The sequence below is a fragment of the Burkholderia sp. BCC1998 genome (genome assembly GCF_905339875.1).
Classification (GTDB): Bacteria; Pseudomonadota; Gammaproteobacteria; order Burkholderiales; family Burkholderiaceae; genus Burkholderia.
Window position 1 is genome coordinate 143113 of the sequence record NZ_CAJPHE010000011.1, and the last position, 23756, is coordinate 166868.

The following is a 23756-nucleotide window of genomic DNA, read 5'->3' on the forward strand; positions in this document are numbered from 1 at the left end:
TCGGGCATCGGGAAAACCCTGTTTGGCGACTCTAGCAACCGTGCCTTTCAGCCAAATTTCGGCGAATCCTACGAGTTGTCAGGTGGCCGGCGCGCAGTCCGGCGGCCTCGCGCGTCAGCCGAGGCAGCGCGCCAGCGCCTCCCGGAACGCGGCGGGCCGCTCGGCCGGTATCAGGTGCCCGCAGCCGGCGATCGTCTCGAAGCCGGCGCAGCGCGCGAGCGCCCAGTCCGGCACATGCCAGCCCGCGCGCGAGCGATCGCCGGCGACGAGCCACACCGGATGGCGCTCGAAAACTTCGGCCAGCAGCTGCAGATAGCCGGGTTCGCCCGTCGTCGCGACGACCGAGCGTCCCATCGCGCGCAGCGTCGACCCCGGCTGATGCGCGAGCCAGCGGCGCGCGTCGTCGAGCTGGCGCGGCGACGGTTCGTCGATCGCGCCGCGCAGCCAGCCGGATGGATCGTTGCGCAGGCCGTCGAGCATCGCGTCGGCTTGCGCGGGCGACATGCGGCCGACCGACGCCGACCAGAATGCGTCGTCGAGCGTGAAGTTGCCTTCGACGTTGACGATCCGGCGCACGCGCGCCGGATGGGCATGGGCGAACAGCATCGCGATCGCGCCGCCGACCGAGTGACCGACGAGATCGATCGGCTGCGCGCCGTAGTGCGGGTCGACAGCCTGCCGCAGATGCTCGACCTGCGCGGCGAGCGTGATCGCGTCGACCGGCGTGTCGCGATGGACGCCGTAGCCGAGCAGGTCGGGGGCGAGATGCGGGCCGGGCCATGCGGGCACGTCGAACGTGCCGATGAAACCGTGGACGAAGACGACGGGCGGGGTGGGCAGGCTCATTGGGCGGCCGACGACGGAAGGGGCGGCAATTCGAGTTCGGCGAGCAGTTCGTCGAGTTCGAGCACGTGGGTGCGATCGTGGTCGAGCAGCTCGCGTACGAGTTCGTCGAGCGACATCCGGCGGATGCCGTCGCGCAACCCGCAGCGCGCGAGTTCCGGTGGCTGCAGCGCGGCGGCCGTCGCGCACAGCGCGGCGCGCCCGGCGTGGAACGTGGCAAGCGCGTCGTCGAGCGGCTGCGCTAGGTAGTCGCGCTGCGCGGCGAGTGCCGTCCCGTCGACGGATGCGATCACCGGCAACTCGTGCGCGCGCACGGCGTCGATGCGTTCGGCGAACACCGCGTCGAGGTCGCGCAGGTGGCATGCGTGCTCGACGAGCGAGAAGCCCGTGCCGGCCGGGCGGCGTGTGACGAGCACGGCGGGAAAGTGCGCGGCATACGCGGCGATCCGCGCGGGCATCGCGGCCAGTTCGGCGACGACGTCGGCGAACGGCAGCCCCCGTGGAAATGCGCTGAATACCGCGCCGTAGCTGAACAGCGCGCCGCCGATCCGGCCGCGCGCCTGCACGACGTCATGCCCGTGGCGGCGCATCACGTCGGCGACCATCGCGCCGCAGAACTGCCGGGCCGTCGTATCGGCTTCGATTTCGGGGAATTTGTGCGCGATTTCGTGCTGGATCGCGCCGATCGCGGCGACGCCGACACGCGACAGCGCCGCGAATTCGACATAGCGCTCAGGCCGCGCGATCAGCGCTTCGAGTTGCGTGCCGAGCGGCGTCGCGCGAAAACGGTCGAAACGGGAATGCATGATGGAAAGCGTTTGTCGGTCCAGTAACGTGTCAAAACGATACGTTACTGGACCGACGGCGTCAACCGGAGCGCTTCGGGCAACGCGCTGCATTACTCCTTGCCGGTGCCCCGGGCTGCCTGTTCGATCAGCTTCGCGACTTCAGCGGGATGCGAGATGTAGGCGACGTGGCTCGACTTGAGTTCGATCGTCTTGCTGCCGGCGCGTTGCGTCATGAAGCGTTCGAGCTCGGGGTTGATCGCGCGGTCGGCGGTGGCGACCACCGCCCAGCTCGGCTTCGTCCGCCATGCGGCGTGCGTGATCGGCACGCCGAACGACTGCGCGGCCGGCGTGACTTGCGAGATCGCCATGAATTTCGCTTCGGCGGCCGGCACGTCGGCCGCGAAGTCGGCATGGAACGACGCTTCGTCGAAATACAGATGGCCGTCTTCGGTAGCCTTGATCGCCTTTGTCGCGGGCGGCGTCTTCCTGGTCAGTTCGAGCGGGCTTTCGCCGGTGTCGGGCTGGAATGCTGCGACGTAGACGAGGCCCGCGACCTTGTCGTCGTTGCCGGCTTCGGTGATCACCGCGCCGCCGTAGCTATGGCCGACGAGGATGCTCGGGCCGTCCTGCGCGTCGACGACGCGCCGGGTTGCCTTCACGTCGTCGTCGAACGACGTTTCCGGCTGCTGCACGACGGAAACCTTGTAGCCGTCACGTGTCAGGATGTTCGAGACGGCTTGCCAGCCAGAGCCGTCGGCGAAGCAGCCATGAACCAGCACGACGTTCTTGACGGGGGCGGCGACGGCCGCATGCGAGCCGAGTGCGGCGGCGGTCAGGGCGAGTGCCGCGGCGATCTGGCGGACTTGGGAAAAGCGCTTCATTTTCATTCTCCAGAAGGAAGACAGGGTAGGAACCGTCGGATATCGACAGGCGTCTTGTTCCGTCGATGAAGTCATCCTACTAGTAGGTAGGGTGGTGTGCAAGAAGAAATCACGGCTGGAAAAGAGTATCTCAGGGAGGTAAACTATCCATGTTTTTCATCCGACTAGATGGTAGGCAAAATGACGGTATCGGGGGACAGTACGGCGGGCCGCATACTCGAAGCCGGGCGGCAACTGATCATGCGGCGCGGCTACAGCGGGTTCAGTTATGCCGACATCGCCGACGCGATCGACATCAGGAAGGCGAGCATTCACCACCACTTTCCGACGAAGGCGGATCTGGCGGTCGCCGTGCTGCAGCAGTCGCAGGCGAAATTCGATGCCGACATGGCGTTGCTCGACGCGAGCGGTGCCGACGCGCTGGTGCAGATGCGCGCATACATCGGCTACTGGGAACGCTGCATCGCGGACGACAGCGCGCCGTTCTGCGTCGCCGGCATGCTCGGCGCGGAGTTGCCGGCGCTGCCCGACGAAGTCGCGCGGGCGGTGAAGGCGCATTTCGACGACCTTGCGGCGTGGCTGGTGCGCGTGCTCGACACCGGGGTGAAAGACGGCGTCGTGCAGCCGGGCGTGTCGGTGCAGACCGAGGCCGCGACGTTCGTGTCGCTGGTCTATGGCGCGATGCTTGCCGCGCGGGCGTACGGCAATGCCGGGATGTTCAGGGACGTGACCGCTGGGGCGGTCGAGCGGCTCGCGGTGCCGCGCAACCGCGCGTGAGCCGTGCCGCGTCGGCGGGTAGCGAAGGCGCCCGGCGGTCATGTGGAGTCGCCAGACGCCACACGGCTTACGTGCGCTTCCCGGCCTCGGCTTGCGCGCTCAATGTCGCTTTCAGCGCCTGCAGTTCGGCCGTGAATGCCGGGCTGAAGTCCTCGGCTTCGAACAGCGGGCGGATTTCGATGTCGGAGTCGCCGCGCATCGGATTCGGGCAGCGCTTCACCCATTCGACCGCTTCTTCCATCGATTTCACCTGCCACAGCCAGAAGCCGGCGACGAGCTCCTTCGTTTCGGCGAACGGGCCGTCGATGACGGTGCGGTTCTTGCCGGCAAAGTGGACGCGCTTGCCGCGCATGCTCGGCTGCAAGCCGTCGGCGATCAGCAGGATGCCGGCCTTCGCCAGCTCCTCGTTGAAGCGGCCCATCGCAGCGAACATTTCAGGGTCGGGCATCCGGCCGGATTCGGAATCGGCGGTGGCCTTGACGATTACCAGGACGCGCATGGTCGTATCTCCTTGGGGGGGGTGGTTGGATGATCGTCCGCCGGAAGGCGAACGGGCTTACGACATCAGGACGGCCGGCAAGCAGGGAAATCGACAACGGAGGTGAAAAAAAAGCGCCGAAGGGCAGGCTGGAACGGCGGGTGGCGCGGTGCCGGGGCGCGATCGACCCGAGACTTTCCGGGCGGGTCGCCGCGCACGGCTGCGAGGCGGCCCGCCCGGCGGGCAGGTCAGTGCGCTCCGTCAGTTCCCCGCCGGCGGCGCCTTCGTGCCGTCGCCGAGTTGCGCGCGCAGCCGCGCTTCCTGCTCCTGCAGCTCGGGCGTGAATTCCGCGCCGAAATCCTCGGGCGAGAACACCTGGCGGATCTCGATGTCCGATTCGATCGGCATCGGGTTCGGACAGCGCTTGACCCATTCGACGGCTTCTTCCATCGAGTCGACCTGCCACAGCCAGTAGCCGGCGATCAGTTCCTTGGTTTCGGCGAACGGGCCGTCGATGACGGTCCGGCCCTTGCCCGAGAAGTGCACGCGCTTGCCGCGCGAACTCGGGTGCAGCCCTTCGCCGGCCAGCATCACGCCGGCCTTCACGAGTTCCTCGTTGTACTGGCCCATCGCGGCCAGCAGTTCGGTATCGGGCATTGCGCCCGATTCGGAAATGGCCGTTGCCTTGACGATTACCATGACGCGCATCGTTGTGACTCCTTGAACGGGAAAGGGAAGATCCGCGACCGGCCGGCCATGCGGACGGCAAATCGATCGGTTACGACACTACGACGCGCGACGATCGCGCGAATCGACATCGCGCGAAAAAAATCTCGATGCCCGATGACGCGGCGAGTCGCGCAAGCCGGTTGATTCCGGTACGGGTCGATCGCGCCGCGGCGCGCTGGAGCCGCCGGTCAAAACTGGTATGCTGGTCTGCATTACGTTCATGCGGAGGGCGCCATGGCAACGAAGGAAGTCTCGAAGAAAAAGTACCTGAAGATTCTGAACAAACGCCTGCGGGCCGAGCCGGATGCGCCGGCCGGCGCGTCGTTCGTGTTCTTTCCGCTCGGCGCGAAGGCCAAGCATGCGACGGGCGTCGTGGCCGGCGAACCGCGCAGCAAGCGCGAACTCGCGGTGATGGCCGCGGTCCAGAGCAAGGCGTCCGCCGAATTCGTCGTGACCGGCGCCTGACCGGCGACGGGCGACGAACTGCCGGCTGCCGCACGCGACAGCGCGTGCGCTATGCCGCGGCCGCGTCGCAATGCGCGATCACACCGGCGATCACGCGCGCAATGTCGTGCGTGATCGCCGGGCCGTGCATCGGCAGGACGATGTCGAGATCGAGCGCCTGGATGCGGCGCAGCGCGCTCGCCAGGTGCGCGAGCGACGGCAGGTAGTCCGAGCGCGTGATCGCGTCGAGGATCGCGGGCAGCGGGTCGTCGGTTTCCTCCCTGCCGAAGCGCATCAGGATGTCCGACGACAGCAGCGCCTTGTACGCCGGCAGATACACGACGAGCGAATCCCACTGATGCACGTGTTTCGTGAAGACCGGCACGACGTCGATGCCCGACAGCGTCCTCGGTTCACCGTCCGTCAGCGGAACCGCATGCACGCCGAACACGTCGGCAAGCCCCCAGGTACACATCGGATGCCCGTACGCGACGAGCGCCGGGTTGGCCGCGAGGAAGTCGGGCAGCGCGCCCATTTCGTCGGCCTCGAAGTGCGGGACGATCACGCTGCTGACCATCGACGGCGCGATGCCGATGGTGTTGAGTGCCGCGCTCAGTTGCGTGAAATTGGAACGGGTGCCCGTTTCGACGCACAGCACGTCGCCGTGCGGCGATCGTACGAAGAACTGGCTGAAGCTCAGGTTCAGCGTTTCGACGTAGGACGTGGCGCGAAACAGGCCGTCGCGGACGACGTCGATTCGGGAGGCGCTCATCGGGGATCCTCGCGCAGGGAAGGGAGCCGGGCCGTCCGCGCGTCGCGGGTTGCGGTGCGGCAGACGGCAGCAGTCGATCTTCCGATCCAGTCTAGCAGCGCGGCCCCGAATCCGCGAACCGCGGCGCCCCCGCGGCCGAGCCGCGTCAGTTCTTCAGCTTGTAGCCGGTGCGGAACATCCACGCGACGACTGCAAGCAGGATCGCGAGGAACAGCGAGGTCGCCGCGAGGCTGATTCCCACGTGCACGTCGGCCAGCCCGTAGAACGACCAGCGGAAGCCGCTGATCAGATAGACGATCGGGTTGAACAGCGTGACGATGCGCCACGCGGGCGGCAGCATGTCCACCGAATAGAAGCTGCCGCCGAGGAACGTGAGCGGCGTGATGATCAGGAGCGGCACGAGCTGCAGCTTCTCGAAGCTGTCGGCCCAGATGCCGATCACGAAGCCGAACAGGCTGAAGGTGATCGACGTCAGCACGAGGAACAGCACCATCCAGAACGGATGCAGGATGTGCAGCGGCACGAACAGGCCGGCCGTCGCGAGGATGATCAGCCCGAGCAGCAGCGACTTCGATGCGGCCGCACCCACATAGGCGATCACGATCTCCCAGTACGACACGGGCGCGGACAGGATCTCGTAGATCGTGCCCGTGAAGCGCGGGAAGTAGATGCCGAACGACGCGTTCGAGATGCTCTGCGACAGCAGCGACAGCATCACGAGGCCCGGCACGATGAACGACCCGTAGCCGATGCCGTTCACGTCGCTGATGCGCGAGCCGATCGCCGAGCCGAACACGACGAAGTACAGCGACGTCGAGATCACCGGCGCGATGATGCTCTGCATCAGCGTGCGGCGCGTGCGGGCCATTTCGGCGCGGTAGATCGCGCGGATGCCATGTAAATTCATGTTCGCCATGTGCGTTACGCCCCTTGTGCGCCGTTGCGGCGGTTGTCGATCAGGCTGACGAAAATGTCCTCGAGCGAGCTCTGCGTCGTATGCAGGTCGCGAAAGCCGATGCCGGCCGAGCCGAGCGCGTTGATCAGCGTCGCGATGCTCGCGTCGTCGCGCTGCGAGTCGTAGGTGTAGACGAGCGCGTTGCCGTCGTCCGCGCGTTCGAGCCCGAACGTGGCGAGATCGGCCGGCACGGTCGCGAGCGGATGCTCGAGCTGCACGGTCAGCTGCTTCTTGCCGAGCTTGCGCATCAGCTCGCGCTTCTCTTCGACGAGCACGAGCTCGCCGCCGAGGATGATGCCGATCCGGTCGGCCATTTCCTCGGCTTCCTCGATGTAGTGCGTGGTCAGCAGGATCGTCACGCCGCTTTCGCGCAGCGAGTCGACCAGCTTCCACATGTCGCGGCGCAGCTCGACGTCGACGCCGGCCGTCGGCTCGTCGAGGAACAGGATGCGCGGCTCGTGCGACAGCGCCTTCGCGATCATCACGCGGCGCTTCATGCCGCCCGACAGCGTCATCAGCTTGTTGTCGCGCTTGTCCCACAGCGACAGCGCCTTCAGCGTCTTCTCGATGTACGCGGGATCGGGCGCCTTGCCGAACAGGCCGCGGCTGAACGATACCGTCGCCCAGACGGTTTCGAACGCGTCGGTGGTCAGCTCCTGCGGCACGAGGCCGATCATTTCGCGGGCGGCGCGGTACTGGTCGCGGATGTCGTGACCGCCGACCGTCACGCGGCCTTCGGTCGGCGTGACGATGCCGCAGATCGAGCCGATCAGCGTGGTCTTGCCGGCGCCGTTCGGGCCCAGCAGCGCGAAGATCTCGCCGGGGCGGATGTCGAGGGTCACGTGCTTCAGCGCCTGGAAGCCGGACGCGTATGTCTTGGAGAGGTCGGAGACGGAAAGGATCGGTTGCATGCTCACGGATGGCACGGCCGGTCGGTCCGACGCTGCGCGCCGCGCGTGCCCGGAGCCGCCGCAGCGAAGCGGCGGGGCGGGGGCGGCATGGCGAACGGGCGTCATGTCGAACGGCGTTGTGGTGCGGGATCGCAGGACCGCCATATTAGCAATCGGAAGATGGAAATGCATTTCGACGGCAAGGACATGCGATGCCGGTGCGCGATTTGCGTGAAATGCGCGCGTTCGGCTCAATAAAGCGATGCTTTATTGGAATCGAGTGAACAATGCGCGCGGTTTTCGGGCAATCGGATGACGCTCGCGTGAGCGCTTGGCGGCCGGCACGACTGTGCTGCCCGGTCGACGCCGCGCCGTACCGGGACGGCGTGCGCCGCGCTCGCGATAATGCGTTCCTCTCACGTTCCAGGAGCGGTGCGCATGTCTTTGATCGATTTCAAGTCCGTCGCGGCGGCCCAGGCCATCGCATGGCAATCCACGATCGTCGGCGAAGTCGGCCCGGCCCGGATCAAGGTGCTGCGCATGGACGCGCAGCCGTACGAAGCGGAAGTGCACGATTACAACGAGGGCCTGCTGGTGCTCGACGGCAGGCTGATGCTCGAGGTCGACGCGCAGACGGTCGTGGTCGAGGCCGGACAGATGTATCTCGCGGTCGCCGGCACGCGTCACGCGGTGCTGCCGGGCAGCCACGGCACGCTTGCGATCATCGACGTGTGAGCGTGCGCCCTCGTGCGGGCGGCCCGCCTGAGGCCCGCACGCCGGGCCTCGCGCGGGTCGGGCGCCCTCGTTCGAACGCGCGTTGTACAGCCCCGGTATTTGTCTGAGCAAATAAAATGAAGGCCGTTTGAAAAATTGTCAAACGCCCTGCTCGCACTAGGCGTGCGCGGTTCGGCGCGTTTGGAACTCTGCATCCATTTACTTGTGCGTATCGTCCGATCATAGTCTCGACCAACGACGCATCACGATAACGAATCAAGCGTACGTATGGAGACCACACCATGAGACGCCTTTCCGAGGGGCCGGCCGGACGGCCGTTTTGCTGCTGTTCGCCGGATGCGGGCGCGACGCGAGTCGCGTGCCTGCGTTATCACATCGCGTTGCCGCTGTAGCGACGCTCCACTTCCCGTTTCGATTGCTCCGACGGTGCCGTGCCGCATGACGGCGCCGCCGGAGAGCGCTTGCCTGCCGCGGCGGTCCTGATCACCTTTGCCCGACCGGCAACGCGGCGCGCATTGCGCGCATCGTCATGCGCCGCGCGCCGTCGCGGCGGCGCGATACCAACCGGCGGGCCACGCAGTCCGTCCGGACGAGACCTGTCGTACCTCAAAAGGAGGGGTTGATGTTTTGCATTCCTGAATGGCGGAAGGCGATCCTGTCGTGCGCCGTGCTGGCGCTGCCGTTCGTCGCCGGTTGCGGCGGCGGCGACGATCCGGGCCCGATCAACGTGCCGCAGTGCTCGGGCAGCGCATGCGGGCCGAGCGGCGCCGAGACGACGCCGCCCGTCGTGAAGAAGCTGTGTCCGGATTCGCTCGACTACACGACGACCTACACGGGCGGCGCCGGCAGCGGCGAATACGTGAAGGTGAAGTTCGACACGACGAAGCTGACGTATCAGATGCAGTTCATCGAGTCGTCGGTGCCGACGTCGGCGGGGCAGGTCAACGACACGCGTGCGGGCCTGACGATCAGCGGCGCGTTTCACCATCCGGCCAATCTGCCGACCGCCGAGCAGAACCGCTGCGCGTTCGTGCTCGACAGCGGCGCGACGAGCGACGGCGCATATGCGGTGACGATCAATCGCGCGGACCCGCCGATGCTGTTCGTCGGCAACGGGGTGGTCGGCGGCGGGATTCCGGGCGCGACGATCGCGTTCGCCGGTCTCGAGCCGTTCCCGGGCGTCGTGCTCGGCACCGTGCCGTCGCGCACCTTCGATTTCTATCCGTTCATCGGCTTCACCGACACCGAAACCGACTTCTCGAAGGTCGCCGGCAACTACAACGAACTCGGCATCCACCTGTCGCCGGTCGGCGGCAGCGCGCAGAGCAGCACGGGCGCCGTCGGCTGGCAACCCGATGTCGTCAACTGGAACCAGACGTTCAATGCCGACGGCTCGTGCACCATCACGGCGGGCAGCGACTACTCGTGCCAGACCACCGGGACGCCGTGGGCGTTGCGCAAGAATACGGACGGTTCGTCCGACAACGTGTTCGTGAGCCACCCGGTGGCGAAGGCGGGCGGAAACCTCATCTATCCGTTCGCGGGGCAGGGCTCGGCAATCGTCATCGTCGCGCCGAGTCAGGCGAAGGGCATCATGATCGTCGGCAAGCTGAACGGCGTGCTGGTGCCGATCGTGATTCGCGTGGGCTACACGCATATCGACGCGAGCAACCTGCTGGCGTCGGTCGCCGATGCCGAGGTGGGGATCTCGATGCTGTCGCGGACCACGGCCGTCGGCGCGAATTCGCTGAAAGGCGGGTTCATCGGCGCAACGAGCGCGTCCGCGTGCGGCGTCGTGGCACCCAGCACCGCGACGTTCGCGATCGCGACGTCGGGGCCGAGCTTCAACAACAACGTCCCGCATCCGGATCTGCCCGGCACCTTCGACGGCACTTTCTTCCTGGCGCAGGCCGGCAGCTGCAACGACGGCACCGCCGTGTCGACGATGGCCGCGAACTATACGTCGACGCTGTTCCAGGGCGCCACCGCAGCGTTCATCGATCCGCAGACGTCGTCGGTCACATCGCAGTTCGCGCTCGACTACACGCAGGCGACGCCCGGCAAGATCAAGGTCACGGCCTCGCAGGACTTCGACGCGAAGGGGGCGAACGGCAACGTGGCGATCTTCGGCAAGGGCGACACGGGCTGGCTCGTGACGGCCGGGAACGTCTACGCGATGGTCGTCAACAACAGCAAGGTCAATCCGTTCTTTACGGTCGGCGCGTTCGTCCAGTAACCGCGGACTGAACCCGGAACACCGGCGGCGCACGCGTCGCCGCCGGCGAATCGAAATTCAAGAGGAATCCTATGAATGTGAAGCATTGGATGGCCGCGGCGTCGCTCGCGCCCGTGCTGGCTGCCTGCGGCGGTGATGGAGACCCGCCGCCCGCACCGGTGGTCCGGCTGTGCCCGCAGGCCATCGACTACGGCACGGTGTTCGTCGGCGGCTCCGGCTCGGGCGAACTCGTGAAGGTGCAGCTCGACACGACGAAGATGACGTACCGGATGACCTACCTCGCCTCGCCGGTGCCGACCGCCACCGGCACCGTGCAACCGACGCGCGACACCGCGCCGGCCAACGTCGTCGACGGCACGCTGGTCGACGAAACGGGCCTGCCGACCGTGAAGCTGAACCAGTGCACGTTCCGGATGCAGAACGCGAGCCTCGATCCGAGCCGTCCGGCGCGCCTGTTCCTCGGCGAAGGTGTGCTCGGCGGCGCGATTCCCGGCGCGACGATCCAGTTCGACGGCGTGATCGGTGTCGGCAGGATTCCGAAGACGACATTCCCGTACTACCCGTTCATCAGCTTCTCGTCGCTCGAAACCGATCTGTCGAAGATCGCCGGCACGTACAACCAGCTCGGCTACCACCAGGTGCCGTCGCAGAATTTCCAGCCGGTGGCGCTCGACCAGCAGGTGACGATCCATGCGGACGGCAGCTATGTCGAGACCGACAACTTCGGCAAGAAGAACGGCGGTCAGCCGCTCGCGTCGAGCGCGACCGTGAACCAGCCATTCACGCTGCGCGCGGACGCACCGGCGTTCCAGTCGCTGAACTACCAGCCGCAGCTTGCGCCGACGCTCGCCGCGCTCGATCCGGCGAAGGCCGGCAAGGGGATCCTGATCGTCGGCAAGCTGCGCAACCAGCTCGTGCCGGTTTTCATCCGCACGGGCGCCGCGAACGCGGACCTCACGCAGGGCCCGCCGAGCGCCGACGACGAATCGGGCATCTCGCTCCTGAGCCCGCAGGCGGCGATCGCGCAGGGCTCGCAGAACGGCGAGTACACGGGCGTCGACAGTGCGTTCAACTATCGCGCGACCGCGCTCGTCGGTGCGCAGGCGACGCTGCTCGATCCGTTCAACGCATCGCAGGCCGCGCTCACGCGCGCGCTGAACCTCGACTACACGCAGAAGGTGCCGGGCGTCGTGACGACCGTGCACGCGGACGCGGCGTCGGGGCCGGCGACCGGCAAGTTCGTGTTCACCGGCGGCGTGTTCGGGTTCCTCGACATGGCCGATACGCGCAATCCGTACTTCACGGTCGGTGCGTTCGTGCAGTAACCGCGCATGGATGGAGATACGGCGGTGCCGCGCGCAACGGCGCGGTGCCCGGACGAAACGAGGGGAGACTTGATGAAGAAGCTGATTGTCGCGGGTGTCGTCGCAGGCGTGTCGACGCTCGCATCGGCCCAGCAGGCGGGCGACAACGTCGCGACGCTGGGCTGGCTGCACATCATGCCGCAGGATTCGACCAACGGGCTGACGACGAATCTCGCGAGCATGCCGATCAACGGGCCGCTGCGGCTGCCCGGTTCGTTCACGTCGCCGGGCACGAGCCTGACGGTCAACAACGCCGATACGGTCGGCCTCACGCTCACGCATTTCTTCACCGACCACATCGCGGTGACGTCGGTGCTCGGCGTGCCGCCCGAGTTCACGCTGACCGGTCACGGCGTGATCAGGCCGCCGGGTCCGGCCGGTTCGCTCGGCAGCGTCGACATGGACAAGCCGGCGAACCAGCCGGCCGTGAAGAACGCGCGGCAATGGAGCCCGACGATCATTCTGCAGTACTACTTCAATGCACCGACCGCGAAGTTCCGCCCGTTCGTCGGGATCGGCGTGGCCTACAGCTGGTTCAGCAACATCGAACTGAACGGCAACTTCGCGAAGGACATCAACGAGAACCTCGGCAGCGTGCTCGCGGCCGGCGCCGGCAAGCCGGGGCCGACGTCGGTGGAGGGCAAGGCGTCGTCGTCGTTCACGCCGGTCTACAACGTCGGCGCGAGCTATGCGATCGACAAGCACTGGGGGCTCACGGCGACGCTGACCTACATGCCGCTGAAGACCTACTCGTCGCTCGTGATCAAGGCCGCCGACGGCTCGACGCTCGCGACCACGCGCACTCGGCTGAAGGCGGACCCGCTGATCACGTTCGTCGGTGTTTCCTACAGGTTCTGAGCCGTCCGGCGTGCATCGCGCACGCCGGCGGCTTCCTGCGACCGCGCGGCCGGGCGAATCCGGCCGGCGTGTCGCGTTCCTGGCGGCGTGCCGCCATTTGTGAAGAGAGAGGGGGCAGTTCAAATGAGCATTCGCAAACTCGTATCGCTTGTTGCTGCAGTGGCATTCACCGTGGTTTCGGCCGCGCCTGCTTTCGCCGTGACCGTTTCGCGCGTCGACGGGCACGCGATGAACCCGAACGGGGAGCCGTTCTCCGCGACGGGCCTCACGGTCCTGGCCAAGGGGGCGATCAACGCGAGCTGCAACGCGACGTTCAACGGCACGATCAGCTCGACGGGCATCGTCAACATCACGTCGACGACGTTCGCGGGCGGCGCGACGTGCGGCCTGATCAGCGGCAGTGCGACCAGCGCGGCACCGTGGACGGGGCAGGCCGACAGCACGACGCAACTGACGATCAACAACGCGAAGGTGACCGTGACGCTGCTCGGTACCTGCGGGCCGAGCAAGATCGTGACGACGTGGAGCGATCCGAACTCGTCGCTGACGTTCAACAACGCGGTGCTGACGCCGGACTGTACGGTCAGCGGCACGGTTGCCACGTCGCCGAAGTTCCACGTGCAGTAAGCGGCACCTGATCGAGGCCGGACGCCCGCGATGAATGAGGGCCGTGCAGGAATGCGCGGGCGGGCGTTCCGGTTTCGCGATGCATCCGCGTCGTCGCGCGTAGCGGCGCGACGGCCGGCGGGCCGCCTGCCTTGCGATCCGAGGCGGGCGGCCGTGCAGGGGGCCGGTGCGGCGCACCGTGCCGCCTGCTTCGACCGACACAAGACAACCATTGCGGACCCCCGATGCTTACCGACCCAGCGAAGTATGGCGATGCCCGCGGTGCGACGCTCGACCGGCTGCGCACGGCCGCGTGGCTGCAGTACCTGATCGAACACCTGAACGAAGCGGTTTGCGTGGCGACGGTCGACGCCGATGCACCGGCCGTCCTGCCGGCGCGCGCGGCCCGCGGGCGAGCCGGTGCGAACCCGTCGCGCGAAGCGATCGCCGTCCTGCACGAACTCGCGCCGTGGATTGCAACGGACGGCGGCGGTTGCGCGTGCGACGCGAGCGATCCGCTCGGCGCGTGCCTGCACGTTCCCGACACGGCACAGCTCGCGGATGCCGAGCGACGCTGCCGCGGATCGCGCGCGGTATTCGAGTCGGCGCACGGCTTCGTCGATGCATGGGCTTTCGACGATCCCGACGACGGCTGGGCCGCGCTCGAGCGGATTGCCGGCGGTGTCGAACCCGGCGGCGACGATGGCGGCGAGCACGAAGTACGGGAACCATCCGCGAACGGCGAAGCACCGCCCGCGAAGAACCTGAGAGAACGACGCGCGGCCGTCGCGGCGGCCTGCGTGGCGCCGTCGGCCCGGCCCGGGGCGATCATCGACGCAATCGTGCTGCGCATCTGCGGGCCGCGCGACGATGCCGCGCGCGTCGACGAGATGGCCGCGCTCGTGATGTTCTGCGCGGAGCTTGCCGCCGGCAACGGGGTGTCCTTCGCTGCGTACGGCGGTCGGCACAACCTCGTTGCGCGCGCGATTCGCGAACGGCGCACCGATCTCGCGTCGATGGACGGTCTGTTCGCGGCGGTGTCCGTATGCCGTCTCGACCGGCTCGTCGGCGCGGGCAGTTTCTGGGCGTATTACCTGCTGGCGGGCATCGTGATCGCGGCGCCGGGCATCGTGCGCGAATTCGCGCGGCGCTTTCACGGCGACGCGTGGCAGACGTGGCTCGATGAAGCGCTCGCGTGGCCGGCGGTCGGCCGCTTCGGACCGACGGAGAATGTCGCGTTCGATCGCTTGCGCGGCGCGATGAGCCTGACGTCGCGATCGAATCCGATCGTGCGCGCGAAACGCGTGCGGCCGAGGGCGGCTGCGACCACGCGGTTCAATACGGGCGGCGAGCGCGCCCGATGAAATGAAAAACGGCTCGCGGCGAGAACGCCGCGAGCCGTGCAGGTTGCTGCTGCGCCCGGGGAGGGCGCTTGCGCGGTTATGCCGTTTCCGGCTGCCGAACCGCCTTCGCGACATTGCGCGCCATCGCGCCGTTCGCGACGAAGTAAGGCACGTCGACACGCGCGAGCGGCTTGCGTCCGCGGATCTTGTCGGCGATCTTCTCTGCAATCATGATCGTCGGCGCGTTCAGGTTGCCGGTCGTGATGATCGGCATGATCGACGCATCGACCACGCGCAGCCCGTCGAGCCCGTGCACGCGGCCTTCCTCATCGACCACGGCCATGTCGTCGTAACCCATCTTGCACGAGCACGACGGATGGAACGCGGTTTCAGCGCGGGCCCGCACGAATGCGTCGAGTTCCTTGTCGGTCTTGCAATCGGCGCCCGGGTTCAGCTCGCGGCCGCGATAGCGGTCGAGCGCGGGCTGCCGCATGATCTCGCGCGTCGCGCGGATCGCATCGCGGAACTCGCGCCAGTCGAGCGCTTCGGCCATGTAGTTGAACAGGATGCTCGGATGATCGTTCGGGTCGCGCGAGCGCAGCTTCACGCGGCCGCGGCTCGGCGAACGCATCGAACCGACGTGCGCCTGGAAACCGTGCATCTCGATCGCGTTCGAGCCGTTGTAGTTGATCGCGACGGGCAGGAAGTGATACTGGATGTTCGGCCACAGGTCGTCGTCGCGCGTGCGGATGAAGCCGCCCGCCTCGAAGTGGTTGGTCGCACCGAGGCCGGTGCCGTTCAGCATCCATTCGAGGCCGATCTTCGGCTGGTTCCACCACTTGAGCGCCGGATACAGCGACACCGGCTCCTTGCACTCGTACTGGATGTACATCTCCAGGTGATCCTGCAGGTTCTGGCCGACGCCGGGCAGGTCGAGCACGACGGGGATGTCGAGTTCCTTCAGCCACGCGCCGGGGCCGACGCCCGAGCGCTGCAGCAGTTGCGGCGATGCGATCGCGCCGCTGCACACGAGCACTTCGCGGCGCGCATGCGCGGTCGCGCGCTCGCTGCCGCGCAGGTACGTGACGCCCGATGCGCGCTTGCCGTCGAACAGGATGCGGTCGGCGAGCGCGTGCGTGACGATCTCGAGGTTCGGCCGCGCGCGCGCCTGGTCGAGGTAGCCGCGCGCGGTGCTCGCGCGACGGCCCTTCGGCGTGACGGTGCGGTCCATCGGGCCGAACCCTTCCTGCTGATAACCGTTCAGGTCGTCGGTGCGCGGATAACCGGCCTGCACGCCCGCATCGACCATCGCCTCGAACAGCGGATTCACGCCCGGCTTGCTGGTCGTGACCGACACGGGGCCGTCGCCGCCGTGGTAATCGTTCGGGCCGACGTCCCGCGTCTCGGCCTTCTTGAAGTACGGCAGGCAGTCGAGATACGTCCAGTTCTCGAGCCCCTTGTGCGTCGACCAGTTGTCGTAGTCGAGCGCGTTGCCGCGGATGTAGCACATCCCGTTGATCAGCGACGAGCCGCCGAGCCCCTTGCCGCGGCCGCATTCCATCCGGCGGTTGTCCATGTGCGGCTCGGGGTCGGTCTCGTAGGCCCAGTTGTAGCGACGGCCCTGCAGCGGATAGGCGAGCGCCGCCGGCATCTGCGTACGGAAGTCGAAGCGGTAGTCGGGGCCGCCCGCTTCGAGCAGCAGCACCGTGACATTCGGATCTTCCGTCAGGCGCGTCGCGAGCACGTTGCCCGCGGAGCCCGCGCCGCAGATGATGTAGTCGTATTCGCGTGTCGTCATGACGGGGAATCTCCTCTCGTTCTCAAAACACCGGGTTGTAACGGCCGAGCTCGACCTGTACCGACTTGATTCGAGTGTAGTGTTCGAGCGTCGTGATGCCGTTCTCGCGTCCGACACCGGATTGCTTGTATCCGCCAACCGGCATCTCGGCCGGCGATTCGCCCCACGTGTTGATCCAGCAGATGCCGGCTTCGAGGCGGTGGATCGTGCGGTGCGCGCGCGACAGGTTCTCCGTCACGACGCCGGCCGCGAGGCCGTAGTGCGTGTCGTTCGCGCGGGCGATCACTTCGTCTTCCGATGCGAATTCGAGGATGCTCATCACCGGCCCGAAAATCTCCTCGCGCACGATCTTCATGTCGTCGCGGCAGTCGCCGAACACGGTCGGCGCGACGTACTGGCCGTTGCCGAAGTGGCCGTCGGTCAGGCGCGTGCCGCCCGCGAGCAGCTTCGCGCCTTCGGCCTTGCCGCTCTCGATGAAGCCGAGCACCTTGTCGAGCTGCGCGGCCGACACGAGCGGGCCGAAGTTGGTGTCGGCATCGGTCGGCTTGCCGACGCGGATGCGCTTCACGCGTTCGAGCACCTTCTGCGTGAACGCGTCCTTCACCGAGCCGTGCACGAACACGCGCGTGCCGTTGGTGCAGACCTGGCCCGAGCTGAAGAAGTTGGCGGTGACCGCGATGTCGGCCGCGCGGTCGAGGTCGGCATCCTCGAACACGATCAGCGGCGACTTGCCGCCGAGTTCCATCGTCACTTCCTTCAGCGACGATGCGCCGGCCAGCGACATCACCTTCTTGCCGGTCTCGACGCCGCCGGTAAACGACACCTTCGCGATGTCCGGATGGCCGGTCAGCAGCGCGCCGACCGAACCGTCGCCCTGCACGACGTTGAACACGCCGGCCGGCACGCCGGCTTCCGTATAGATTTCCGCGAGCTTCAGCGCGGTGAGCGGCGTGACTTCGCTCGGCTTGAACACCATCGCGTTGCCGGCCGCGAGCGCGGGCGCGGTCTTCCAGCAGGCGATCTGGATCGGGTAGTTCCATGCGCCGATGCCCGCGCACACGCCGAGCGGCTCGCGGCGCGTATAGACGAACGACTCGGCGCGCAGCGGCACCTGCAGCCCTTCGATCGCGGTCGCGAGGCCCGCGTAGTACTCGATCACGCCCGCGCCGGTGACGATGTCGACCGCGAGCGTCTCGCCGATCGGCTTGCCGGTGTCGCGCGTTTCGATCGCCGCGAGCTCGTCGTTGCGTTCGCGCAGCAGGTCGACCGCGCGCCGGAGGATGCGCGAGCGCTGCATCGCGGTCATCGCGGCCCATTCGCGCTGGCCTTCCTGCGCCGATGCGACCGCGCGGTCGACGTCGGCCGCGCTCGCCTGCTGCACCTGCGCGAGCAGTTCGCCGGTGGCGGGATCGAAGGTGTCGAAAGTCTTGCCGCTGGTGGCGTCGACGTAACCGCCGCCGATGTAGAGGCGCTGCAAACCGTATACGGACATGAGGATCTCCTTGTGGGCGAGTGCGCGACGCGTCAGTCGGACGCGAGCAGCAGGTCGATGTAATCGTGGGTGAGCTTCAGTGCAGCCCGGGTGTCGATCGGGCCGCCGGCGAGCGCGCCGCGCAGCCACAGGCCGTCGATCAGCGCGGCGAGGCCGCTGGCGGCTTCCCGTGCTTTCGCGCGCGGCAGCGCCTTGGCGAATTCCGCGCACAGGTTCGAATGGAGGCGCCGCGTGTTCACGTGCTGCAGGCGCTTGAGCATCGCGTCGTGCATGCTCTGCGACCAGAACGCGAGCCAGGTCTTCATCACGGGCGTGCTGACCTGCGTGACGTCGAAGTTCGCGGCGGCGATCGCGCGCAGCCGGGAGCGCGGGTCCTTGCGGGCGGCGACGCGGCGGCGCGTGGTGGCCGCCCACAGATCGCGCAGCACGTGCCGCATCGTGGCTTCGAGCAGGCCGTCCTTGTCGCCGAAGTAGTGGCTGACGATACCCGTCGAGATGTTCGCGCGCTGCGCGACCGAGGCGAGCGTCGTGCCGGGCAGGCCGGCTTCGTCGATCGAGCGCAGCGTCGCGTCGATCAACTGCGCGCGACGAATCTCCCGCATTCCGACTTTCGGCATCGCGACTCCTTCGCCCGGACGGGCCGTTCCTGGAAGCCGAGAGCTTAGCGGTTTTTTATTGACCGTTCAATCAATAAAAAATCGGGGTCCGACGGTAGATGGGAGGGTGGAGGAACCAAGCCGACGATGCCGCCGCGATTGTGCAGGTGCGGAAAAACCGATTGAAAGGTGGTTAAATAATTTGAAGTTTGTTTAAAACGGTTTCGGTAAAGACGGCGCAATGGCCGCGAATGTTTCCGTATTTGATTTATTACTGAACGAAAGAATGTCGAGCTATGTGAAATTCTCGTAAATCCGGAAATTCGATTGCCCGGCGCCGCTAACGGAAATTTCTGGAAATTCGTTTCAATCGATCGATTTAAACTTTTTATCTATCTGAATTTACAGGAAATAATTGTGTCGTTCGGTTGATTGAAGGCTGGCTCGCAAACGATTGCCGATACCTTCAGATCGATTCCGCATACCATAAAAAATGCCAAAAATATTCGAATCTGGCGTATTTCCAGGTGGAGTAGAGGGGATCGTTGGAATGACTTGAGTAAGTAATATTGCCCGTATTAGTATGGCGCCGCACCACAAGGAATGAATCGGCGCCGCGGGTTATTCCCGCGGTGCGTCGGCAATGGGGGCGGCCAACGACCGCGACAGGGCCGGCGCCCGCCATTGCGCACCTGCAGCATGCCGCGACGCCGAGACGCCGCATCCACCGGAGAACGACGATGCCGACCGAAAAATACGTGGTCCCGCTACCGAATGGTCTGAAGGTCTACGTCGAACGGAACGTGTTCGATCCGTCGTTCGACACGGCGATGCTCGTCAACGGCGCGCTCGCGACGACCGCCTCGTTCGGGCAGACCGTCCAGTATCTCGGCGAGCGGATGAATACGATCTGCTTCGACCTGCCGTACGCGGGGCAGTCGCGCCAGCACAACCCCGGCTGCTTCATCCTGACCAAGGACGACGAGGCCGCGATCCTCCAGCATCTGGTCGAGCGTTTCGCGCCCGCGTTCCTCGTGTCGGTATCGTGGGGCGGCGTCGCGTCGCTGTTCGCGCTCGCGCGCGGCTGCCCGAGCGTGCGGCGCGCGGCGATCTGCTCGTTCTCGCCGTTCCTGAACGACGCGATGGTCGACTACGTGACGCGCGCCCGCGACCACATCGCGGCCGGCGAGAACCTGAAGGCCGCGCAGCTGCTGAACGATACGGTCGGCCGCTACCTGCCGCGCATCATGAAGCTGTACAACTACCGGTATCTGACGCGGCTGCCGCGCGACGAGCAGGACCAGGTCGCGTTCCACGTCGACCAGATCCTGTCGCTGCAGCCGGAGCGCTACCTGAGCGAGTTCTCGAACATCGGCTGCGAGCTGCTGTTCCTGAACGGCGAGCGCGACGAATACACGACGCCGGCCGACGTTCGCCAGCTGGCCGCGCACGTGCCGCGCGCACGCTTCGCGACGATTCCCGACGCCGGCCATTTCCTCGACATCGAAGGCCGCGCGCAGCGCGAAGCCACGCGGGCGGCGCTGCTCGACTTCTTCTGCGACGCGCCGCCCGTTGCCGCGAGCATCGCGCTCGGCGCCGCGCATGCGTGCGTGTCCGCGCCGATGCCGGCGCTGTCGTCGTGACGCAGCACGTCGAGCACCGGGCACGCCGGGTTCATCCGAATTCTCATCCACACGAGGCAGGCCAGCCGTGAATATCGTTCAGACCATCGCCATCGTCGTTCCGTGGGCCATCTGGCTCGCCTACTGGATTGCGACGTCGCAGGCCGTGAAGACGACCGTGCGCAAGGAGGCGTCGCGCTCGCGCACGCTGCAGTCGATTCCGCTGATCGTCGGCGGCGCGCTGATCATCCTGCCCGATCCGTCGTGGCAGGCGCTCGTGCCCGACTGGCAGCGCTTCGGCCTGCAGGCGCAATGCGGGCTCGCGGTGCTCGTCGCGGGGCTGCTGTTCTCCGTGTGGGCGCGGCTGCATCTCGGCACGAACTGGAGCGTGTCCGTCACGCTGAAGGAAAACCACGAACTCGTTCGCACCGGCCCGTACGGCCTCGTGCGTCATCCGATCTACACCGGCTGCCTGATCGCGCTGGTCGGCGCCGCGCTGATCGGCGGCGAGTGGCGCGGCGCGCTCGGCGTCGCGCTCGTGTTCGCGTCGCTCGCGTACAAGGTGCGCGTCGAGGAGAGCTGGCTGACCGGCCATTTCGGGCCGGCGTACACGCAGTATCGCCGCGAGGTCGCGGCGCTGATCCCCGGCTTCTACTGACTCCCGCGAGGCGCGCGATGGCGAAGGTGATCGTGACCGCGATCGGCTCGGCGGGCGACGTGCATCCGCTGCTCGGCGTCGCGCGCGCGCTCGCGACGCGCGGCCACGACGTCGTGTTCTGCACGCATCCGCCGTTCGAGGCGGCCGCGCGCCGCTGCGGCTTCACGTTCGTGCCGGTCGGCACCGCGGCCGAGTACGAGGCCGCGATGGCGAACCCGGCGCTGTGGGATTCGCGCACGTCGTTCCGCACGCTGTGGCAGGTGATCGCGCCCGTGCTGCGCCCGCACTACGACGCGCTGCGCGCGCTGACCGATCGCGACACCGTGCTGGTCGGCACGCTGTGGGCGTTTTCCGCGCGCTTCATGCAGGAGCTGCACGGCACGCCGTACGTGTCGGTGCAGGTGTCGCCGTCGACGCTGCTGTCCGCGCACGTGCCGCCGACGCATCCGCGCCTGACGATTCCCGCGCGCTGGCCGCTGCCGGTGAAGGCGGCGCTGATGACGGTGATCGAGCGGCAGGTGCTCGACCGCGTGTGCGGGCCGGCGCTCAACGCGGTGCGCCGCGAACTCGGGCTCGCGCCCGCGCGGCGCGTGCTCGGCCGCTGGCTGCATTCGACCGACGGCGTGCTGTGCCTGTTTCCCGACTGGTTCGCACCGGCGCAGCGCGACTGGCCGGCCGGTCATCTGCAAAGCGGTTTTCCGCTGTTCAACGACATCGCGACACCCGACGACGATCGCGCGCTCGACGCGTTCCTCGCGGCCGGTGAGCCGCCCGTCGTGTTCACGGCCGGGTCGACACGGGTCGATCACGCCGCGTATGCGCGCGCGGTCGCGGACGCGCTGCATGTCACCGGCGCGCGCGGCATCCTGCTGAGCCCGCACGATGCGGCACCGGACGGCGACCGGCTGCTGGTGCGCCGCTTCGTGCCGATGCGCGCGCTGCTGCCGCGTTGCCGCGCGCTCGTGCATCACGGCGGGATCGGCACCGCGGCGCTCGCGTTCGAAGCCGGGATCCCGCAGGTCGTGACGCCGTTCGCGCACGACCAGTTCGACAATGCGCAGCGCGTCGCGGCGAGCGGCGCCGGCGTGCGCATCGACGGCCCCGTCGACGGCGCGCGTCTCGGTGCGGCGCTCGCACGCGTGCTGGATGAGCCGGAATTCGCGGTGCATGCGGAACGCACGCGGGCGCTGATCGATGCGGCGCCGGACGGCTGCGAGCGCGCCGCCGATTTCATCGAGCGCTTCGCACCGAACCACGGACGCGCGCGGGTGCAGGCTTACCTCGCGACGGCGGGCGCATGAGCACCGCAGCGCCGCTTCACGACACGCCCGCCGCCGTCGATGCACGCGAACCCGCACCCGCGGCAGCGCCGGTGCGCGGCGCGCGGCTCGCGCTGCTGACGTTCGCACTGTCGCTCGCCACCTTCATCGAAGTGCTCGACTCGACCGTGACGAACGTCGCGGTGCCGGCGATTTCCGGCAGTCTCGGCGTGTCGAATAGCCAGGGCACGTGGGTGATCAGCTCGTATTCGGTCGCGGCCGCGATCGCGGTGCCGCTGACCGGCTGGCTCGCGCGGCGTGTCGGCGAGCTGCGGCTGTTCGTCGGCGCGGTGCTGCTGTTCACGCTGACGTCGCTGCTGTGCGGGCTCGCGCGCGACCTGCACGTGCTGGTGGTCTGCCGCGCGCTGCAGGGGCTGTGCTCGGGGCCGATGGTGCCGCTGTCGCAGACGATCCTGCTGCGCACGTTCCCGCCGGACAAGCGCACGGTCGCGCTCGCGTTGTGGGCGATGACGGTGCTGCTCGCGCCGATCTTCGGGCCGGTGGTCGGCGGCTGGATCGTCGACAGCTTCTCGTGGCCGTGGATCTTCCTGATCAATTTGCCGATCGGGCTGTTCTCGTTCGCCGTCTGCACCGCGATGCTGCGCCCCGACGCGCAGCGCGGCGCGGCCGGCCCGATCGACGTGCCGGGCATCGTGCTGCTCGTGATCGGCGTCGGATCGCTGCAGGCGATGCTCGATCTCGGCCACGACAAGGGCTGGTTCGATTCGCCGCTGATCGTCACGCTCGCGGTGGTCGCGGGGCTCGCGATCGTGTCGCTGCTGATCTGGGAAGCAGGCGACGCGCATCCGGTCGTCGACCTCAGCCTGTTTCGCGACCGCACGTTCTCGTTCTGCGTGCTGATCATCTCGCTCGGGATGATGAGCTTCTCGGTGGTGGGCGTCGTGTTCCCGCTGTGGATGCAGGCGGTGATGGGCTACAACGCGTTCCACGCGGGGCTCGCCACCGCGTCGCTCGGCGTGCTCGCGCTGGTGTTCTCGATTCTCGTCGGCCTGCACGCGCATCGCTTCGACGCGCGTGTGCTTGCGACGTTCGGATTCCTGATATTTGCGGCCGTGCTCGCATGGGACGCGCATTTCACGCTGAAGATGACGTTCGCGCAGATCGCCGCGCCCGGGCTGATCCAGGGGATCGGGCTGCCGTGTTTCTTCATTCCGCTGACGGCCGCGACGCTGTCGCGCATCCCGGACGACCGGCTCGCGGCCGCGTCGAGCCTGTCGAACTTCCTGCGCACGCTGTCCGCCGCATTCGGCACCGCGATGAGTGTGACGCTGTGGGACAACCGCGCGACCTATCACTACGACGTCGTGTCGCAATCGGTCACGCACGCGTCGGCGAACACGCAGCGCTTCGTGCACACGCTGAACGCGATGGGCGTGGACGGCGTGCGCGAGGTGTCCACGCTGCACCAGGTCGTGATGCAGCAGGCGTACATGATGGCGACGGGCGACATGTTCTGGATGGCGAGCATGACCTGCCTCGTGCTCGCCGCGATGATGTGGCTCACGCGGCCGAAGCGCGGCGCGGCCGCTTCGTTCGGACATTGAGGAGAGC

The 23756-nt window shown here is 67.3% G+C and carries 23 protein-coding genes; 12 read left to right on the plus strand and 11 right to left on the minus strand.

All coding sequences use genetic code 11. The features are described 5' to 3' along the window. Positions 1-114: 114 nt before the first annotated feature. From U5A56_RS20275 to U5A56_RS20285, 3 genes are all read right to left on the minus strand, one after another. Positions 115-846, minus strand: a complete 732-nt coding sequence (locus U5A56_RS20275; RefSeq protein ID WP_321924216.1) for an alpha/beta hydrolase — start codon at positions 844-846, stop codon at positions 115-117. Continuing rightward, positions 843-1649, minus strand: a complete 807-nt coding sequence (locus tag U5A56_RS20280; protein ID WP_321924218.1) for a DinB family protein — start codon at positions 1647-1649, stop codon at positions 843-845. The genes U5A56_RS20275 and U5A56_RS20280 overlap by 4 nt, the downstream gene beginning before the upstream one ends. Positions 1650-1741: 92 nt before the next feature. Next, positions 1742-2512 (minus strand): alpha/beta hydrolase, encoded by a 771-nt coding sequence (locus tag U5A56_RS20285; RefSeq protein ID WP_321924219.1) that lies wholly within the window; start codon positions 2510-2512, stop codon positions 1742-1744. 180 nt (positions 2513-2692) lie between these two features. Between U5A56_RS20285 and U5A56_RS20290 the strand changes: the two genes are divergently transcribed. Further along, a complete protein-coding gene (locus U5A56_RS20290) occupies positions 2693-3289 on the plus strand; it encodes a TetR/AcrR family transcriptional regulator (RefSeq protein ID WP_124485126.1) in 597 nt (198 codons plus the stop codon). A gap of 67 nt (positions 3290-3356) precedes the next feature. Here U5A56_RS20290 and U5A56_RS20295 read toward each other — a convergent pair whose 3' ends face one another. Next, a complete protein-coding gene (locus tag U5A56_RS20295) occupies positions 3357-3788 on the minus strand; it encodes a YciI family protein (protein ID WP_044844390.1) in 432 nt (143 codons plus the stop codon). A 240-nt stretch (positions 3789-4028) separates the two neighbouring features. After that, complete coding sequence (locus U5A56_RS20300) at positions 4029-4475, minus strand: YciI family protein (RefSeq protein WP_321924221.1); 447 nt, start codon at positions 4473-4475, stop codon at positions 4029-4031. 255 nt (positions 4476-4730) lie between these two features. Between U5A56_RS20300 and U5A56_RS20305 the strand changes: the two genes are divergently transcribed. Then, positions 4731-4961 (plus strand): hypothetical protein, encoded by a 231-nt coding sequence (locus tag U5A56_RS20305; protein WP_044844388.1) that lies wholly within the window; start codon positions 4731-4733, stop codon positions 4959-4961. Positions 4962-5010: 49 nt separating this feature from the next. Here U5A56_RS20305 and U5A56_RS20310 read toward each other — a convergent pair whose 3' ends face one another. The 3 genes from U5A56_RS20310 to U5A56_RS20320 form a co-directional block, all read right to left on the minus strand. Further along, positions 5011-5712 (minus strand): MBL fold metallo-hydrolase, encoded by a 702-nt coding sequence (locus tag U5A56_RS20310; protein WP_321924223.1) that lies wholly within the window; start codon positions 5710-5712, stop codon positions 5011-5013. A gap of 145 nt (positions 5713-5857) precedes the next feature. Beyond that, the gene (locus U5A56_RS20315) at positions 5858-6628 is read right to left on the minus strand and encodes an ABC transporter permease (protein WP_044844386.1); all 771 of its coding nucleotides are present in this window, start codon (positions 6626-6628) and stop codon (positions 5858-5860) included. Between the two features lie 5 nt (positions 6629-6633). Continuing rightward, complete coding sequence (locus U5A56_RS20320) at positions 6634-7578, minus strand: ABC transporter ATP-binding protein (protein ID WP_321802239.1); 945 nt, start codon at positions 7576-7578, stop codon at positions 6634-6636. A gap of 417 nt (positions 7579-7995) precedes the next feature. Here U5A56_RS20320 and U5A56_RS20325 point away from each other — a divergent pair, with 417 nt between their 5' ends. The 6 genes from U5A56_RS20325 (at position 7996) to U5A56_RS20350 (ending at position 14720) form a co-directional block, all read left to right on the plus strand. Beyond that, on the plus strand, positions 7996-8292 hold the full coding sequence (locus U5A56_RS20325) for a cupin domain-containing protein (protein ID WP_321924226.1): 297 nt from the start codon (positions 7996-7998) through the stop codon (positions 8290-8292). Positions 8293-8914: 622 nt separating this feature from the next. Next, complete coding sequence (locus U5A56_RS20330; RefSeq protein ID WP_321821080.1) at positions 8915-10528, plus strand: DUF2957 domain-containing protein; 1614 nt, start codon at positions 8915-8917, stop codon at positions 10526-10528. A gap of 71 nt (positions 10529-10599) precedes the next feature. Further along, positions 10600-11853, plus strand: coding sequence for a DUF2957 domain-containing protein (locus U5A56_RS20335; protein WP_044844382.1), 1254 nt, complete (start codon positions 10600-10602; stop codon positions 11851-11853). Between the two features lie 72 nt (positions 11854-11925). Next, entirely contained in the window at positions 11926-12750 is an 825-nt protein-coding gene (locus U5A56_RS20340; RefSeq protein WP_321924229.1) for an OmpW/AlkL family protein, read from the plus strand. Positions 12751-12873: 123 nt separating this feature from the next. Further along, a complete protein-coding gene (locus tag U5A56_RS20345; protein ID WP_044844380.1) occupies positions 12874-13377 on the plus strand; it encodes a hypothetical protein in 504 nt (167 codons plus the stop codon). A gap of 224 nt (positions 13378-13601) precedes the next feature. Beyond that, a complete protein-coding gene (locus U5A56_RS20350) occupies positions 13602-14720 on the plus strand; it encodes a hypothetical protein (RefSeq protein ID WP_321924231.1) in 1119 nt (372 codons plus the stop codon). A gap of 76 nt (positions 14721-14796) precedes the next feature. On the opposite strand, the gene betA is transcribed toward U5A56_RS20350, so the two are convergent. From betA to betI, 3 genes are read right to left on the minus strand one after another with little or no spacing between them, the layout of a single operon-like run. Then, positions 14797-16497: a choline dehydrogenase gene (betA, locus tag U5A56_RS20355; protein ID WP_044844378.1), complete on the minus strand. Its 1701-nt coding sequence runs from the start codon at positions 16495-16497 to the stop codon at positions 14797-14799. Between the two features lie 22 nt (positions 16498-16519). Then, complete coding sequence (gene betB, locus U5A56_RS20360) at positions 16520-17989, minus strand: betaine-aldehyde dehydrogenase (RefSeq protein ID WP_321924233.1); 1470 nt, start codon at positions 17987-17989, stop codon at positions 16520-16522. A gap of 32 nt (positions 17990-18021) precedes the next feature. Further along, on the minus strand, positions 18022-18606 hold the full coding sequence (betI, locus tag U5A56_RS20365) for a transcriptional regulator BetI (RefSeq protein WP_044844376.1): 585 nt from the start codon (positions 18604-18606) through the stop codon (positions 18022-18024). 719 nt (positions 18607-19325) lie between these two features. On the opposite strand from betI, the gene U5A56_RS20370 reads away from it, so the two are divergent. From U5A56_RS20370 to U5A56_RS20385, 4 genes are all read left to right on the plus strand, one after another. Further along, a complete protein-coding gene (locus tag U5A56_RS20370) occupies positions 19326-20228 on the plus strand; it encodes an alpha/beta hydrolase (RefSeq protein ID WP_321924235.1) in 903 nt (300 codons plus the stop codon). A gap of 67 nt (positions 20229-20295) precedes the next feature. Continuing rightward, positions 20296-20865: an isoprenylcysteine carboxylmethyltransferase family protein gene (locus U5A56_RS20375; RefSeq protein ID WP_321821083.1), complete on the plus strand. Its 570-nt coding sequence runs from the start codon at positions 20296-20298 to the stop codon at positions 20863-20865. Between the two features lie 17 nt (positions 20866-20882). Then, positions 20883-22166 (plus strand): glycosyltransferase, encoded by a 1284-nt coding sequence (locus tag U5A56_RS20380; RefSeq protein ID WP_321924237.1) that lies wholly within the window; start codon positions 20883-20885, stop codon positions 22164-22166. Next, a complete protein-coding gene (locus tag U5A56_RS20385; protein ID WP_321924239.1) occupies positions 22163-23749 on the plus strand; it encodes a DHA2 family efflux MFS transporter permease subunit in 1587 nt (528 codons plus the stop codon). The genes U5A56_RS20380 and U5A56_RS20385 overlap by 4 nt, the downstream gene beginning before the upstream one ends. Positions 23750-23756 lie beyond the last annotated feature (7 nt).

Excerpts from the sequence above, each read along its gene's own strand:
- U5A56_RS20320 (WP_321802239.1), bottom strand. The coding sequence starts at position 7,578 with ATGCAACCGATCCTTTCCGTCTCCGACCTCTCCAAGACATACGCGTCC.
- U5A56_RS20300 (WP_321924221.1), bottom strand. The coding sequence starts at position 4,475 with ATGCGCGTCATGGTAATCGTCAAGGCAACGGCCATTTCCGAATCGGGC.
- U5A56_RS20280 (WP_321924218.1), bottom strand. The coding sequence starts at position 1,649 with ATGCATTCCCGTTTCGACCGTTTTCGCGCGACGCCGCTCGGCACGCAA.
- U5A56_RS20385 (WP_321924239.1), top strand. The coding sequence starts at position 22,163 with ATGAGCACCGCAGCGCCGCTTCACGACACGCCCGCCGCCGTCGATGCA.
- U5A56_RS20345 (WP_044844380.1), top strand. The coding sequence starts at position 12,874 with ATGAGCATTCGCAAACTCGTATCGCTTGTTGCTGCAGTGGCATTCACC.
- U5A56_RS20330 (WP_321821080.1), top strand. The coding sequence starts at position 8,915 with ATGTTTTGCATTCCTGAATGGCGGAAGGCGATCCTGTCGTGCGCCGTG.
- U5A56_RS20335 (WP_044844382.1), top strand. The coding sequence starts at position 10,600 with ATGAATGTGAAGCATTGGATGGCCGCGGCGTCGCTCGCGCCCGTGCTG.
- U5A56_RS20305 (WP_044844388.1), top strand. The coding sequence starts at position 4,731 with ATGGCAACGAAGGAAGTCTCGAAGAAAAAGTACCTGAAGATTCTGAAC.
- U5A56_RS20290 (WP_124485126.1), top strand. The coding sequence starts at position 2,693 with ATGACGGTATCGGGGGACAGTACGGCGGGCCGCATACTCGAAGCCGGG.
- betA (WP_044844378.1), bottom strand. The coding sequence starts at position 16,497 with ATGACGACACGCGAATACGACTACATCATCTGCGGCGCGGGCTCCGCG.
- U5A56_RS20325 (WP_321924226.1), top strand. The coding sequence starts at position 7,996 with ATGTCTTTGATCGATTTCAAGTCCGTCGCGGCGGCCCAGGCCATCGCA.
- U5A56_RS20340 (WP_321924229.1), top strand. The coding sequence starts at position 11,926 with ATGAAGAAGCTGATTGTCGCGGGTGTCGTCGCAGGCGTGTCGACGCTC.
- U5A56_RS20295 (WP_044844390.1), bottom strand. The coding sequence starts at position 3,788 with ATGCGCGTCCTGGTAATCGTCAAGGCCACCGCCGATTCCGAATCCGGC.
- U5A56_RS20380 (WP_321924237.1), top strand. The coding sequence starts at position 20,883 with ATGGCGAAGGTGATCGTGACCGCGATCGGCTCGGCGGGCGACGTGCAT.
- U5A56_RS20310 (WP_321924223.1), bottom strand. The coding sequence starts at position 5,712 with ATGAGCGCCTCCCGAATCGACGTCGTCCGCGACGGCCTGTTTCGCGCC.
- betB (WP_321924233.1), bottom strand. The coding sequence starts at position 17,989 with ATGTCCGTATACGGTTTGCAGCGCCTCTACATCGGCGGCGGTTACGTC.
- U5A56_RS20370 (WP_321924235.1), top strand. The coding sequence starts at position 19,326 with ATGCCGACCGAAAAATACGTGGTCCCGCTACCGAATGGTCTGAAGGTC.
- U5A56_RS20275 (WP_321924216.1), bottom strand. The coding sequence starts at position 846 with ATGAGCCTGCCCACCCCGCCCGTCGTCTTCGTCCACGGTTTCATCGGC.
- U5A56_RS20315 (WP_044844386.1), bottom strand. The coding sequence starts at position 6,628 with ATGGCGAACATGAATTTACATGGCATCCGCGCGATCTACCGCGCCGAA.
- betI (WP_044844376.1), bottom strand. The coding sequence starts at position 18,606 with ATGCCGAAAGTCGGAATGCGGGAGATTCGTCGCGCGCAGTTGATCGAC.
- U5A56_RS20285 (WP_321924219.1), bottom strand. The coding sequence starts at position 2,512 with ATGAAGCGCTTTTCCCAAGTCCGCCAGATCGCCGCGGCACTCGCCCTG.
- U5A56_RS20350 (WP_321924231.1), top strand. The coding sequence starts at position 13,602 with ATGCTTACCGACCCAGCGAAGTATGGCGATGCCCGCGGTGCGACGCTC.